Source organism: Rhizobium sp. M10 (assembly GCF_002531955.1).
In the GTDB taxonomy this organism is placed as follows: Bacteria; Pseudomonadota; Alphaproteobacteria; order Rhizobiales; family Rhizobiaceae; genus Rhizobium; species Rhizobium etli_C.
This window is the reverse complement of record NZ_NWTA01000005.1, coordinates 315,558-328,986: the sequence shown is the minus strand read 5'-3', so window position 1 is coordinate 328,986 and position 13,429 is coordinate 315,558. Positions and strand designations below refer to the sequence as shown.

Below are 13,429 nucleotides of genomic sequence, written 5' to 3'. Positions count from 1 at the left end.
AGCACAATCGCTGTCTGCTTTTAATTTAATCGATTCGGGTTACCGGGAAGTTTGCGGGCTAGCGAAACTGGGCTTTCGCGCTCAATATTTACGCCGCGCCTCCCCTTTGATTGGACAAGCCGCGGCTTTTGGCGCAATCTGGCGTTAACGATTTGTTAACGATTGGATTTTGGGAGTTCGGCGCCATGTTCCGCAGTCTGTCCCCAGTCATCCTGCTTGCGCTCGCCGCGCTTGCCGCATTCCCGGCCACAGCAGGCGAGCGCCGCCATGACTATCGCTTTGCCGGCCACCGCCACGTGTTCCATGGCGGAATGTTTCTCGGTGAACGTGCGACCTGGCGCGATGAACGTGCGAACTGGCGCGATCGCGGCATCCGTTTCGACCATGCTTACGGCCGCCGGCCCGGCAGGATCAGGATGCCGATACTGACGCGGCTCTCGTCAGCGGCGACACATCGCACGGTGCACGACAGCCTCGTCATCCTCGCGCCGCAGGCGCCGGGCTGGGATAGCGGCGGCACCTATTCCGGCTCCGCCTACGTCTATCAAGCCGATGGCGGAACCTATGTCGGCGGCGACGGCTACGGGTTCTATCCGAACGTGCGGCTGGAGCCGCTGACCCCGAAGGCGAAAATCATCGACGTCGCCGTGCAGGACGATCCCTGCTCATACGAAGCCAATGTCTGCGTCATCCGGCCTTGAGAGCTGACGCGAAGCGCCACACCGTCGTCTTCTTGATGTCGCTGTCCTCCAGCGCCCGCGTCACCGGCACCTGATAGGCTGCGCAGAATTCCAGCCGGTCCCGAGGCAGATAGCTGCGCCCGGGGTCGCCGACCATCACCGGTTTTCCCTCGCCAGCCAGCCTCGCGAACCAGGGAATAAGTGCGTCGGCGAAGCCGCGGTCGTAAAATACATCGCCGGCAAGCACGATATCCGCCTCGACGCTCGCACCGACGAGGTCGGCGCCGGTGAATCCGAGCGCGACATGATTGGCCTCTGCATTCAGCCGGATCGCCGTCTGCGCCCAGGGATCGATATCGGCTGCCATCACCTCCCGGGCGCCGGCCATGACAGCCGCAATGCCGACGAGGCCGGAGCCGCTGGCAAAATCCAGCACGCGCTTGCCGCGCACCATATCAGGATGATCGAGGATGTAGCGCGCCAATCCCTGCCCGCCCGCCCAGGCAAAAGCCCAGAAGGGCGGCGGCAGGCCGATGGCTTCCAGCTCCTCCTCCGTCTTCAGCCAGAGCTCATGCGCCTCGCTTGCCAGATGGAGCGAAATCTCCGGCACATGCGGCGGCGCCATCAGACTGGTATTGGCGCGGATGAAGGCTTCCGGATCGGTTTTCAAAGGTCGTCAGCGCGGCGGATTGTCGAGCCCGCCCATGCGGCAGACCTCGGCCCATTCGTCGTCGGTCACCGGCTGCACGGAAAGACGCATGGAGGTGACGAGCGACATCTTGGCAAGCTTCTCGCTCGCCTTGACGTCCTTCAGCGTCACCGGCTTCGGCATGTCCATGACGGCGCGGATGTCGACGCAATCCCACTTCGGATCGCCCTTGGCGGTAGAATCGGGATGCGACAGGGCACAGACTTCGACGATGCCGACGATCTCCAGCCCGTCATTGGAATGGTAGAAGAAGCCCTTGTCGCCGATCTGCATCGCCCGCATATTGTTGCGCGCCAGATAATTGCGCACGCCCGTCCATTCCGTGCCCTTATCGCCGGCGGCCTTCTGCTGCTCCCAGGACCAGGAGGCAGGTTCGGACTTATAGAGCCAATGCGCCATGCTTTAAGCCTCCGGCTTGTTGAAGACCCAGTTGAAGGGCTTGATCTCAACGCTTTCGAACAGCCCGGCCTGGGCGTAGGGGTCGGCATCGGCGAGCGCCTTTGCCTCCTGCGCCGTCTCCGCCTTGACGAGCACCAGACTGCCGCAGGCCTTGCCCTCGTCGTCGAGGAAGGGGCCGGCCATCGAGAGCTTGCCTTCGGCATTGAGCTTGTCGAGATAAGCAAGATGCGTCGGCCGCGTCTCCATGCGGACGTTCAGATGTCCCGGCTTGTCCTTGCAGAGCAGGGCGAAAAGCATGTCTGTTCTCCTATTCGGTGGTGATGGGACGCGTCATCAACTGCTCGATGGCGTCCGAAATATCGAGCCTGCCGTCGATGATGGCGGAAACGGCGTCGGTGATCGGCATGCTGATCGAAAGCTCCGCGGCAAGCCGCGAGGCGACCGAGGCGGCGAGCGCCCCTTCCACCAGCGCGCCCTGCAGCGGGTCGGCCTTTTCGCCGCGCCCGAGCGCGATGCCGAAGCGCAGATTGCGCGATTGATGGCTCGTCGCCGTCAGCACCAGATCGCCGAGGCCGGAGAGCCCGCGCACCGTATCCGCCTGGCCGCCTTTGGCGACGACGAAGCGCGACATTTCCGCGAGGCCACGGGCAATCAACGCCGCACGGGCGGATTCGCCGATGCCGCGGCCCTCGACGATGCCGCAGGCGATCGCCAGCACATTCTTCAGCGCACCGCCGAGCTGCACGCCGATGCGGTCGCTGGAGGCGTAGAGCCGGAAGGTCCGGCCTGATATCGCCTGGGCGAGCCGCTCGGCAGTCTCCATATCCGCCGCCGCGATCGCCATCGCCGTCGGCAGGCCTTTGGCGATATCGGCGGCAAAACCGGGACCGGAGAGCACCGCCACCGGATGGTCCGGCAGTTCCCGCTCCAGCATGTCGGTCAACAGATTGCCCGTCGCCCGCTCGATGCCCTTGGCGCAGGTGACGACGACGGCATCCTTCGACAGATAGGGGCCATATTGCCGCGCCGCATCGGCCTGCGCCTGCGACGGCATCGCAAAAAGCACGATGGAGGCACCGGCGATCGCCTCCGCCTCGGCGGAAAATTCGAGCGATTCCGGCAGGACAATGCCGGGCAGCACCGCATCATGCAGACGCTCGGCCTTGAGATCGGCCATCAGTGACGGATTGCGTCCGACAAGTATCACCGCGCTGCGGCCGGCAAGGGTGATGACGGCGGCAAGCGCCGTTCCGAAAGCGCCCGATCCGATGACGGCGATTTTTTCGCTCATGCCTTGGCTCCTCTCTTTCCGAAGCCGATCAGCCTTTCGGCATTGGCATCGAGCGGCCAGCGCGAACGCGGCTGCACGTCGAGCGGATCGGGCGCGATACCTATGGCCATCCGCTCCAGGCCTGCCCAGGCGATCATCACCGCATTGTCGGTGCAGAGGCTCAGCGGCGGCGCGATGAAGCGGAAGCGGTTCTTGTCGCAAAGCCCCTGCAGCGTCGCCCGCAGCTCGAGATTGGCGGCGACACCGCCGGCAACGACCAGCGCCGGCGTCTCTCCGGTCGCCGGGAACTCCGTCTTGAACCGCTGCAGACCGCGGCCGATGCGGTCCTTCAGCGTGCGCGAAATCGCCCGCTGGAACGACGCGCAGATATCCGCCACGTCCTGATCGCTGAGCGGCGCGATCTCCTGCGCCGCCTGCCGCACGGCCGTCTTCAGGCCGGAGAAGGAGAAGTCGAGCCTTGCCTCGCCGACCAGCGGCCGCGGAAAATCGAAGCGGCCGGCATTGCCGTGCCGCGCCATGCGTTCCACCGCCGGGCCGCCGGGATAGGGCAGGCCGAGCAGTTTCGCCGTCTTGTCGAAGGCTTCGCCGAGCGCATCGTCGATCGTCGTGCCCCAGCGCTCGTAATCTCCGACGCCGCGCACCAGGATGAGCTGGGTATGACCGCCGGAGACGAGCAGCATCAGATAGGGAAAGGAAAGCCCGTCGGTCAGCCGCGCCGTCAGCGCATGGCCTTCGAGATGGTTGACCGCATAGAGCGGCTTGCCCGCGGCCTTGGCGATCGCCTTGCCGGTCATCAATCCCACCAGCAGCCCGCCGATCAGCCCCGGCCCCGACGTCGCGGCGATGGCGTCGACATCGGCCAGCGACACATTGGCGCGCTTCAGCGCCGCCTCGATCAGCTCGTCCAGCGCCTCGACATGGGCGCGCGCGGCGATCTCCGGCACGACGCCGCCATAGGCGCTGTGCTCATCGAGCTGGGAAAGCACCACGTCGGAGAGTATTCTGGAATGCCCCTCCGCATCGCGCTCGACGACCGCCGCGGCGGTCTCGTCGCAGCTCGTCTCGATGCCAAGGATGCGCAGAAAGGGAACCATAAGGCCTGTTCATTCATTGCGATGGGGCCGAAACCCGGTTACGAGAACTCCGGTAACAACGGAACAGAGCGGATGCAAATAAAACCTTTCCGGATCGGCACGCGGGGCAGCCCGCTGGCGCTTGCCCAGGCCCATGAAGCCCGCGACAGGCTGATGGCGGCGCATGGCCTGCCTGAAGAGATGTTCGAGATCGTCGTGCTGTCGACCAAGGGCGACCGCATCACCGACCGGTCGCTGGCCGAGATCGGCGGCAAAGGCCTCTTCACCGAGGAGCTCGAACAGAAGCTTGTCTCGGGCGAGCTGGATTTCGCCGTGCACTCCACCAAGGACATGCCGACGCACCTGCCGGACGGCCTTCATCTCTCCGCCTATCTGCCGCGCGAGGATATCCGCGACGCCGTCGTCGGCCGCACCGCGCCCAAGCTGATCGACCTGCCGCATGGCGCCACCGTCGGCTCCTCGTCACTGCGCCGCCAGGCACTGATCCGCCGCATGCGGCCCGACATCAACGTCATAACCTTCCGCGGTTCGGTCGAAACCCGGCTGCGCAAGCTCGAAGAAGGTCAGGTGGATGCGACGCTGCTGGCGCTTGCCGGCCTCAAACGTCTCGGCAAGGTCGAGGTGCTGACCGATATCCTCGATCCCGACAGCTTCCCGCCGGCGCCGGCCCAGGGAGCGATCTGCATCGAAAGCCGCGTCGGCGATACGGGGATCGACGACCTGTTGGCGGCGGTCAACGACGCCGCGACCTTCGACACCGTCTCCTGCGAACGTGCTTTCCTCGCCGCCCTCGACGGTTCCTGCCGCACGCCGATCGGCGGCTATGCCGTCTGCGAGGGCGACCTCATCCGCTTCTCCGGCCTGATCATCACACCCGACGGCCGCAGCCAGCATGCCGTGACGACCGACGGACATCGCCGCGATGCCGCCGCCCTCGGCACCCGCGCCGGCCAGGACGTGCGCGCAAGGGCCGGCAGCGCCTTCTTCGACGACTGGCACTGAAGCGGCCATGCGCGTGCTCGTCACCCGCCCCGCGCATTCGGCCGAGACAACCGCACAACGTCTGCGCGACATGGGCCACGAGCCGCTGCTGCTGCCGCTGCGTCGGCCACAACATGACAGTGCCGCAGCCGCCGGCGCGCTTGCCGCCACCAGCTGCGCGATCGCGGTGACCAGCGCCGAAGCCATGAGGGTCCTGTCAGCTCTCGGCGAGACACTTGGTCCGCACCTAGATCGCCCGATTTTTGCGGTCGGCGAGATGACGGCGCAAGCGGCGCGGCGCCTTGGCTTCCGGTCCGTCACCGCCTCTTCGGGCAACGGCCGCGATCTCGCCGATCTCGTCGCCGCGCAGAAAACGGAGGCATTGCTCTATCTCGCCGGCCTGCCGCGCGCCGAAACCTTCGAAGGCAGACTGCGTGAACTCGGCATCCGCTTTTCCGTCGCCGAATGTTATCGCATGCAGCCGGTCGCTCCCGGCCCGGCCGACATCGAGGCGATTTTTTTGGGCCATCGCCCGGATGCCGTTCTGTTCTATTCCCGGCAGACGGCCGAGGATTTCTTTCAGGTGGCAGAGCTGCGATCAGCTCTGTTGGAACAGGGCGGAATCCGCCTCCTCTGCCTCAGCGAGGCAGTGGCGCAGGCCATTCCGACCTTCCTGAAGGGAAGCGTGACGATTTCGCCGATGCCGGATGAGATAAGCCTTTTGTCGCTGCTTTGAATGCCCTAGCCGCCCAAATTTGATCTAACCTCTTCCCTTAATTGGCATCACTGTCTAGTTTCGTTGCAATGCAGGATAAAGAGGACCTCATGGTATCGGGAAACCCGCCACGCCATTCGAAGAGCGCCGACGAGCCGGTCACGATCGACCTTGAAGCACAGGATTTCGCCTCTGCAGCCGATACCGAAAAGCCGGTGGAAAATGATGTCGGCGATACCGACAACAGCCCCGCCGAGGCCGGCGTGACGCCCGAAACCGAAGCCGCGTCGCTGACCGAGCATGAACGCGCCGAACAGGAACAGCCGAAATTCGAAGGCCAGCCCGGGACGGATGCGCGAGAAGAGGAGCCGGCAGCGCCGGAACCTTCCTTCACGCCCGCTCCAGAACAGCAGGCGCCGCGGAGCGCCGGCACCTCCGCTCTCATCGCTGCCGGCATCTTCGGCGGCCTCGTGGCGCTGCTTGGCGCAGGCGCCATTCAATATGCCGGATACCTTCCGGGCTCCTCGGCGCCGCAGACGGCATCGCCTGACATCGCCGATCTTTCCGGTGAGATCGACGGCCTGAAACAGACCGTCGCCAACCTGGCCGCCAATCCCGCAGGCACGGGCGACGGCGCGCTTGAGACACGCCTAGCGGCGCTGGAAGCGGCTGCGAAAAACCCCGCAGCGGCGACGCCGGCCGATTCGGCAAATGTCGAGGCGCTCAACCAGAAGATTGCCGAGCTCAGCGGCCAGGTCGATCAGCTGCGCGCCACACTTGCCCAGTCCTCCGAGCAGCAGACGAGCAATGGCGCCGATATCGCCAAGCGCCTCGAGGAGGCCGAAAAGAAGCTGAACGAACCGCGCCAGGATGTCGCCGTCGCACGGGCGATCGCGGCAGCCGCCCTCAAGGCGGCGATCGATCGCGGCGGCCCGTTCCTCGCTGAACTCGAGACCTTCGCCGGCGTCGCGCCCGACGATCCCGCCGTCGCCGACCTGCGTAGCTTTGCCGAGACCGGCATTCCGTCGCGCACCGAGCTCGTGCGTCAGGTTCCCGACGTTGCGACCGCGATCGTCGAAGCCGTCAACCAGCCGGATCCGAACCAGAGCTGGTCGGATCGGCTGATGGCGAGCGCAAAATCGCTGGTGACCGTCCGCCCCGTCGGCAATATCGAGGGCGAAAGCGTCGAAGCGATCGCCGCCCGCATGGAGGATAAGGTGAAGAACGGCGACCTGCCCGGTGCTTCCGCCGAATGGAATGCTCTGCCGGCTCCCGGAAAGCAGGCGTCCGCTGCCTTCAAGCAGTCGCTGGAGGCGCGCATCCGCGTCGAGGAACTGGTCGGCGGGGCGCTGTCGAAAGCGGTCAGCGGCGCCGGCAAGGAGGGCTGAGACATGGTCCGACTCGTCGTCTTCGCCCTGCTCGTATTGCTTCTCGCCTATGGCTTCTCCTGGTTCGCCGATCGTCCCGGCGATCTCTCGCTGATCTGGGAAGGCCAGATCTACCAGACGAAGCTGATCGTCGCAGTGAGCGCGATCATCGCTCTGATCGCCGCCGTGATGATCGTCTGGTGGTTCGTTCGCCTGATCTGGACCTCGCCGCATTCGGTGACGCGTTATTTCCGCGCCCGCAAGCGCGACCGCGGCTATCAGGCGCTGTCGACCGGCCTGATCGCCGCCGGCGCCGGCAATGCGCTCCTTGCCCGCAAGATGGCGGCCCGCTCGCGCGGCCTCATCCGCGCCGATCAGGAGCCGCTGATCAACCTGCTCGAAGCCCAGGCCGCGCTGATCGAAGGCCGCCACGACGAGGCGCGCGCCAAGTTCGAGGCCATGGCCAACGACCCGGAAACGCGCGAGCTCGGCCTGCGTGGCCTCTATCTCGAAGCCCGCCGTCTCGGCGCCAACGAGGCCGCCCGCCAATATGCCGAAAAGGCTGCCGACAACGCGCCTTATCTGCCCTGGGCCGCCCAGGCGACACTCGAATATCGCAGCCAGGCCGGTCGCTGGGACGATGCGATCCGGCTGCTCGAACAGCAGAAGGCCGCCCGCGTCGTCGAAAAGACCGAAGCCAACCGGCTGCACGCGGTGCTGCTGACGGCGCGCGCCACCGAGAAGCTGGAAGGTAACCCGGCCGGCGCCCGCGACGACGCGTTGCAGGCGCTGAAGCTCGCCGCTGACTTCGTCCCGGCCGCCCTCATCGCCGCCAAGGCCTTGTTCCGCGAAGGCGGCCTGCGCAAGGCCGCTTCGATCCTCGAACAGGCATGGAAATCGGCGCCGCATCCCGAAATCGGCCAGACCTATGTCAGAGCCCGCAGCGGTGATTCCACGCTCGACCGGCTGAAGCGCGCCGAGCGGCTGGAGGCGTTGCGCCCGAACAATGTCGAATCCCTGCTCGTCGTCGCCCAGGCCGCGCTCGACGCGCAGGAATTCGCCAAGGCCCGCACCAAGGCGGAAGCGGCGGCGCGCATCGAGCCGCGAGAAGCCGCCTTCCTGCTGCTCGCCGACATCGAGGAGGCTGAGACCGGCGATCAGGGCCGCGTGCGCCACTGGCTGGCCCAGGCGCTGAAAGCCCCGCGCGATCCGGCCTGGGTGGCGGACGGCTTCGTCTCCGACAAATGGCTGCCGGTGTCACCCGTCACCGGACGTCTCGATGCCTTCGAATGGAAGGCGCCTTTCGGTCAGATCGAGGGTCCGCTCGAAGACGGTTCGGCGCCCGCCGCGATCGAAACTGCCCTGAAGACCCTGCCGCCGCTGCGTGACGTCAGGCCGGAAAGCCCGGTCAACGATCACCGCATCATCGAGCTGGAACGCGCCGCGACGATCGCCGAGGCCGTGCGCCCCGCGCCGGCGCCGGCAAAGCCGAAGCCCGTCGAACCGGTCGCCGGTGATAAAGCGCCGCTGCCGAACGAAGCAAAGCCCTTCTTTGGCGGGCTGCCGGATGATCCCGGCGTTCGCGATTCCAGGGCGGAACCGGAACCCAAGACACGGCTTCGCCTTTTCTGAAATGGAACGAAAACCGCATGTTCGAACGCTTTCAGGCATTCTTTCAGAAGCTCACCGCCGACCACCCCAGGAAGGGTTTCGCCCCGGATGATCCTCGCATCGCGGTGGCGGCGCTGTGCATGCAGGTCATGGAGGCCGACGGGCAGATCAAGGCCAGCGAGAAGAAGCGACTGCGCAAGCTCCTGAAGGAACAGTACGCGCTCGACGGCAAACAGCTCGACGCCCTGATGGCCGCCGGCCTCGAGGCCGAAAGCTCCGCCGTCGACTATTATCGCTTCACATCCGACCTGAAGCGGCACCTGAACACCGAGCAACGGCTGGAGCTGATTGGCATCCTCTGGGACATCGTCTATGCCGATGGCGAACGCAGCGAGATGGAAGATCATGTGATCTGGCGTATCGCCGATCTGCTGGGCGTTTCCGCGCGCGAGCGCATCCAGAAACGGCAGGAGGCCGCCGCCAGGGTGACGGATGTCCGGGTTTTGCAAGATGATTCCGACTGAGCGAATTCAGCACCGCGACGAGCGTCCGATCCTCATCGTCCTGCATCAGGAGCGATCGAGCCCCGGCCGCGTCGGTCAGCTGCTCGCCGAAAAGGGCTACCGCCTCGACATCCGCCGACCGGTGCTCGGCGAGCCGCTTCCGGCAACGCTCGAAGATTATGCCGGCGCCGTCGTCTTCGGCGGGCCGATGAGCGCCAATGATCCTGATGACTTCATCAAGAAGGAGATCGACTGGATCAATATTCCGCTGCGGGAAAAACGTCCCTTTCTCGGCATCTGCCTCGGTGCGCAGATGCTGGTGCATCAGCTCGGTGGCAAGGTGCAGGCGAATACCGACGGCTCGACGGAAATCGGCTGGTATCCGCTGCGCCCAACCGAGAAGGGCCGGCTGCTGATGCATTGGCCGAAGATGGTCTATCATTTCCACCGCGAGGGTTTCGAGCTGCCGCATGGCGCCGATCTCCTGGCCGAAGGCGATGCCTATCCGAACCAGGCCTTCCGCTACGACGGCAACGCCTGGGGCCTGCAATTCCATGCCGAACTCACCCGGGTGATGATGCATCGCTGGGTCGTGCACGGCGCCCATCGCTTCATCCTGCCGAACGCCCAGCAGGGCCGCGAACATCTGGAAGGCCGCATGCTGTTCGACGCGCCGCTGAGAGCCTGGCTGACCGAATTCCTCGATCTCGTCTTCGAGGGAAAGACCGCAAAAGCGGCGCACCCTATCACGCTTCCCGCATAGGAGCGCGCCTCCGCAGGATGCGACCTTCTCACGCTAAAGCCCTTTGTTATTATGCATGTCGTTGTCCCGGAACCGCTGCACACTTCCGGGCGACATGCATTAAGCAGGCGCGTCGAGCGTGTCGATCCTGCGCAGTTTCGGGAAGCTCGAAGCCCAGATCGCTGCGACGACCAGGGTTCCGATGCCGCCGATGACGACAGCCGGCACTGCGCCGAAGATCGAGGCCATCGTGCCCGCCCTGAATTCCCCGAGCTCGTTCGAGGCGCCGACGAAGACCATGTTGACCGCATTGACGCGGCCGCGCAGCTGATCCGGCGTCCACAGTGCAATCAGGCTCTCGCGCACATAGACCGACACCATATCCGCCGCCCCCATCAGCGCCAGTGCGGCGATCGAGACTTCGGTGTTGGTCGAGACCCCGAAGACGATGGTTCCGAGGCCGAACAGGGCGACGCCGATGAACATGTAGATGCCGGCGCGGTGCTTCAGCGGATAGGCGGCCAGGAAAATCGCCATGACGATGGCGCCAAGCCCCGGTGCTGCGCGCAACAGTCCGAGGCCCCAGGGGCCAAGCGTCAGGATATCACGGGCGAAGATCGGCATCAGCGCGGTGGCGCCACCGAGCAGCACGGCAAAAAGATCAAGCGAAATCGCGCCGAGCACCACCTTTTCGGCGCGGATGAAACTGAAGCCGCCGAGGATCATCGCCCAGCTTTTGGCCTCCCCCACCGTCTTCTGCTCCGGCTTCGGGATCAGGAAGAGAAGGCCCGCGCCGAGAATGGAAAAGATCACCGCCACCGTATAGGCGGTCGTCGCGCTGACACCATAGAGCAGGCCGCCCATCACCGGCCCGGTGATCGCCGCAAGCTGCCAGGACGATGAATTCCAGGCGATCGCGTTCGAAAGTGCATGCTCCGGCACGAGATTGGGCGCGAGGGACTGCACCGCCGGCAACATGAAGGCGCGTTCGATGCCGAAGATCAGCAGCACCGCAAACACCGGCCAGGGCGCGAAGGTGTCGGTCGCCGTCATGACGAGCAGCGCCAGCGTGCAGAGCGCGCTCACCAGCGAGCACAACGCTGCGATGGCTCGGCGGTTGTGCCGGTCGGCCACCGAACCGGTGACGAGAATGAGCAGCAGCGACGGCAGGAACTGCACGAGGCCGATCAGGCCGAGATAGATCGCCTTGCCCGTCTGGTCGTACATCTGCCAGCCGACGGCGACGCTGACGATCTGCTGCGAGAAGGAGAGCAGAAAGCGGGCGAAGAAGAAGCGGGTGTAAGACGAATGCCGGAACGCGGCAAAACGGTCTCCGGTGGGCGAAAACGACATGAGCCTTGTCCGAGGAAGCGGGCGCCGGAATGGTTGCGAGGCCGCCCGTTAAACATGATTTGCCCTGCGTTCCCACACGGCACTTGCTCGTTTAGTTGCCAATGTCTACATGTCTGTCAACAACCAATTGGAGACGACGATGTTTGCCTTGTTTCAAACCATTGATTTGGTTTTGAATATTTATACGTGGATCCTGATTGCCAGCGCCGTTTTCTCCTGGCTCTATGCGTTCAACGTCATCAATTCCAGCAACCACTTCGTCAATTCGGTCGGCATGTTCCTCTACAATGTCACCGAGCCGGTACTGAAGCCGATCCGTCGTCGGCTGCCGAACCTCGGCGGCATCGACATTTCACCGATCATCCTGCTGGTGATTATCTTCTTCCTGCGCACCTTCCTTTGGACCACAGTCTATCCGCTGGTGTCTTGAGCCCTCCCTGGAGGCTCTTCGCGGATCATCTGCGCCTGACTGTTCGGCTGACGCCGAATGGCGGGCGAGACGCGTTCGACGGCATTGAGACGGACAGCCAAGGCGAGACCTATCTGAAGGCGCGCGTCACCGCCGTTCCGGAAAAGGGAAAGGCTAATAAGGCCCTGATCGCGCTCGTTTCCAAATCGCTCGGCGTTGCCAAATCCAGCGTCAGCCTCGTTTCCGGCGAAACCGCGCGCAAAAAAATCCTCCGGATCGAGGGTGACCCGGAGGATTTGGCAAAAAAGCTCGAAACACTTTCAGGCTGAACGATCAGCCTTTCGTCTTCTTGGCACGCTCGATGGCCTCGAGGATCAGGGCGCCGGCTTCGCCGGAATCGCCCCAGCCGAAGATCTTCACCCACTTGCCGGGCTCCAGATCCTTGTAATGCTCGAAGAAATGCTCGATCTGCTTCAGCGTGATCTCGGGAAGATCGGTATAATCCTTCACCTTCTCATAGCGCAGCGTCAGCTTCGGCGACGGCACGGCAATGATCTTCTCGTCCTTGCCCGAGTTGTCTTCCATCTTCAGGACGCCGATCGGGCGCACGTTGATGACGCAGCCGGGAACGAGCGGGCGGGTGCTGGCGATCAGCACGTCGATCGGGTCGCCGTCCTCAGACAGCGTGTGCGGCACGAAACCGTAATTGCCCGGATAGGTCATCGGCGTATAGAGGAAACGATCGACGACCAGCGTGCCGGCGTCCTTGTCCATTTCATACTTGATCGGATGACCGCCGACCGGAACCTCGACAATAACGTTGACGTCTTCAGGGGGATTATTACCGATGGAAACGGCGTCGATGCGCATACGAAACTCCTGCGAGGTTGAATTGCTCGCAGCCAGATAATCAGTTTCATGCGGCAACGCAACATTGGAGATCACCAATGCGTGATGGCGTCGGCACCCAACCACATCAAAATTCTAGCAGGAGATGAGCGAACTGCAGGCTGGACGGCTCAGTTCCAGATGAAGCCGATTTTCTTCAACTGCTTGTGGTCGAAATTTTCCATGCCTTCGCAGAAATCGATCCCGCCGTGATGGCGGTAGAAGCGGCTGGCGGTCTCGTTTTCCTCGAGGCACCAGACGACCAGCCCGTTGCAGCCGAGTGACTTCAACAGCCGGCGCGCCTCGCCGAACAGCATACGGCCGAGACCGATGCCCTGATATTCGGGACGAAGGTAGAGCTCGTAGATCTCGCCTTCCTGCGGCAAAGCGCGGGCGCGGTTGAGCCCGAGCGTCGCATAACCGGCGACCGTTCCGGCGACATCGAGAACCAGCAATGTCGCAGGTCCGCGCGTTGCCTTGCGCCACCAGTTTTCGCCGCGTCGCTCGATCATCTGCGTCAGGGCGCGATGCGGAATGATGCCTGCGTAAGTGTGCTGCCAGGCGAGCCTATGGGTTTCCGAAATGGCTCGGGCATCGTGCGGTTCAGCCCGCCGGACATCGATCGACAACGTCTTCATAACGTTTACTCTGGTCCTGCCGGAGGCAATTAACCATACGCGATGACGC

The 13,429-nt window shown here is 64.1% G+C and carries 17 protein-coding genes; 9 read left to right on the top strand and 8 right to left on the bottom strand.

What is annotated here, in order from left to right; translation table 11 throughout:
* Nucleotides 1-185 precede the first annotated feature (185 nt).
* The gene (locus CO671_RS11145) at nucleotides 186-701 is read left to right on the top strand and encodes a hypothetical protein (protein ID WP_097605948.1); all 516 of its coding nucleotides are present in this window, start codon (nucleotides 186-188) and stop codon (nucleotides 699-701) included.
* On the opposite strand, the gene CO671_RS11140 is transcribed toward CO671_RS11145, so the two are convergent.
* The 5 genes from CO671_RS11140 to tsaD are packed head-to-tail and all read right to left on the bottom strand — an operon-like array spanning nucleotide 688 to nucleotide 4,173.
* On the bottom strand, nucleotides 688-1,350 hold the full coding sequence (locus CO671_RS11140) for a methyltransferase (protein WP_097605947.1): 663 nt from the start codon (nucleotides 1,348-1,350) through the stop codon (nucleotides 688-690). The two genes, CO671_RS11145 and CO671_RS11140, sit on opposite strands and share 14 nt — an antisense overlap.
* Nucleotides 1,351-1,356: 6 nt before the next feature.
* Complete coding sequence (locus CO671_RS11135; protein ID WP_097605946.1) at nucleotides 1,357-1,788, bottom strand: EVE domain-containing protein; 432 nt, start codon at nucleotides 1,786-1,788, stop codon at nucleotides 1,357-1,359.
* A 3-nt stretch (nucleotides 1,789-1,791) separates the two neighbouring features.
* Nucleotides 1,792-2,085 carry a YciI-like protein gene (locus tag CO671_RS11130; RefSeq protein WP_064683805.1) on the bottom strand — a complete coding sequence of 98 codons (294 nt, stop codon included), beginning with the start codon at nucleotides 2,083-2,085 and terminating at the stop codon, nucleotides 1,792-1,794.
* A gap of 10 nt (nucleotides 2,086-2,095) precedes the next feature.
* Nucleotides 2,096-3,079, bottom strand: a complete 984-nt coding sequence (locus tag CO671_RS11125) for an NAD(P)H-dependent glycerol-3-phosphate dehydrogenase (protein ID WP_097605945.1) — start codon at nucleotides 3,077-3,079, stop codon at nucleotides 2,096-2,098.
* The gene (gene tsaD, locus CO671_RS11120; protein WP_097605944.1) at nucleotides 3,076-4,173 is read right to left on the bottom strand and encodes a tRNA (adenosine(37)-N6)-threonylcarbamoyltransferase complex transferase subunit TsaD; all 1,098 of its coding nucleotides are present in this window, start codon (nucleotides 4,171-4,173) and stop codon (nucleotides 3,076-3,078) included. Before tsaD ends, CO671_RS11125 begins: the two co-directional genes overlap by 4 nt.
* Nucleotides 4,174-4,245: 72 nt before the next feature.
* Here tsaD and hemC point away from each other — a divergent pair, with 72 nt between their 5' ends.
* The 6 genes from hemC to CO671_RS11090 all read left to right on the top strand — a co-directional run bounded on the left by hemC (nucleotide 4,246) and on the right by CO671_RS11090 (nucleotide 10,113).
* Entirely contained in the window at nucleotides 4,246-5,175 is a 930-nt protein-coding gene (hemC, locus tag CO671_RS11115; protein ID WP_097605943.1) for a hydroxymethylbilane synthase, read from the top strand.
* 7 nt (nucleotides 5,176-5,182) lie between these two features.
* On the top strand, nucleotides 5,183-5,890 hold the full coding sequence (locus CO671_RS11110) for a uroporphyrinogen-III synthase (protein ID WP_010029945.1): 708 nt from the start codon (nucleotides 5,183-5,185) through the stop codon (nucleotides 5,888-5,890).
* Nucleotides 5,891-5,958: 68 nt separating this feature from the next.
* Nucleotides 5,959-7,257, top strand: coding sequence for a COG4223 family protein (locus CO671_RS11105; protein ID WP_170964962.1), 1,299 nt, complete (start codon nucleotides 5,959-5,961; stop codon nucleotides 7,255-7,257).
* Nucleotides 7,258-7,260: 3 nt separating this feature from the next.
* A complete protein-coding gene (locus CO671_RS11100) occupies nucleotides 7,261-8,868 on the top strand; it encodes a heme biosynthesis protein HemY (protein ID WP_097605941.1) in 1,608 nt (535 codons plus the stop codon).
* A 17-nt stretch (nucleotides 8,869-8,885) separates the two neighbouring features.
* A complete protein-coding gene (locus CO671_RS11095; RefSeq protein ID WP_097605940.1) occupies nucleotides 8,886-9,371 on the top strand; it encodes a TerB family tellurite resistance protein in 486 nt (161 codons plus the stop codon).
* A complete protein-coding gene (locus CO671_RS11090) occupies nucleotides 9,358-10,113 on the top strand; it encodes a glutamine amidotransferase (RefSeq protein WP_245424970.1) in 756 nt (251 codons plus the stop codon). The genes CO671_RS11095 and CO671_RS11090 overlap by 14 nt, the downstream gene beginning before the upstream one ends.
* 99 nt (nucleotides 10,114-10,212) lie before the next feature.
* On the opposite strand, the gene CO671_RS11085 is transcribed toward CO671_RS11090, so the two are convergent.
* Nucleotides 10,213-11,445: an MFS transporter gene (locus CO671_RS11085; RefSeq protein ID WP_097605938.1), complete on the bottom strand. Its 1,233-nt coding sequence runs from the start codon at nucleotides 11,443-11,445 to the stop codon at nucleotides 10,213-10,215.
* 139 nt (nucleotides 11,446-11,584) lie between these two features.
* On the opposite strand from CO671_RS11085, the gene CO671_RS11080 reads away from it, so the two are divergent.
* Nucleotides 11,585-11,875, top strand: coding sequence for a YggT family protein (locus CO671_RS11080; RefSeq protein ID WP_245424969.1), 291 nt, complete (start codon nucleotides 11,585-11,587; stop codon nucleotides 11,873-11,875).
* The gene (locus CO671_RS11075) at nucleotides 11,872-12,183 is read left to right on the top strand and encodes a DUF167 domain-containing protein (RefSeq protein ID WP_097605936.1); all 312 of its coding nucleotides are present in this window, start codon (nucleotides 11,872-11,874) and stop codon (nucleotides 12,181-12,183) included. The genes CO671_RS11080 and CO671_RS11075 overlap by 4 nt, the downstream gene beginning before the upstream one ends.
* Nucleotides 12,184-12,187: 4 nt before the next feature.
* Here the strand turns inward: CO671_RS11075 and ppa are convergent, their stop codons facing one another.
* Together ppa and CO671_RS11065 are read right to left on the bottom strand one after the other, a co-directional pair.
* Nucleotides 12,188-12,724: an inorganic diphosphatase gene (gene ppa, locus CO671_RS11070; protein WP_064683816.1), complete on the bottom strand. Its 537-nt coding sequence runs from the start codon at nucleotides 12,722-12,724 to the stop codon at nucleotides 12,188-12,190.
* A 149-nt stretch (nucleotides 12,725-12,873) separates the two neighbouring features.
* Complete coding sequence (locus tag CO671_RS11065; protein ID WP_010027368.1) at nucleotides 12,874-13,380, bottom strand: GNAT family N-acetyltransferase; 507 nt, start codon at nucleotides 13,378-13,380, stop codon at nucleotides 12,874-12,876.
* Nucleotides 13,381-13,429: the final 49 nt, after the last annotated feature.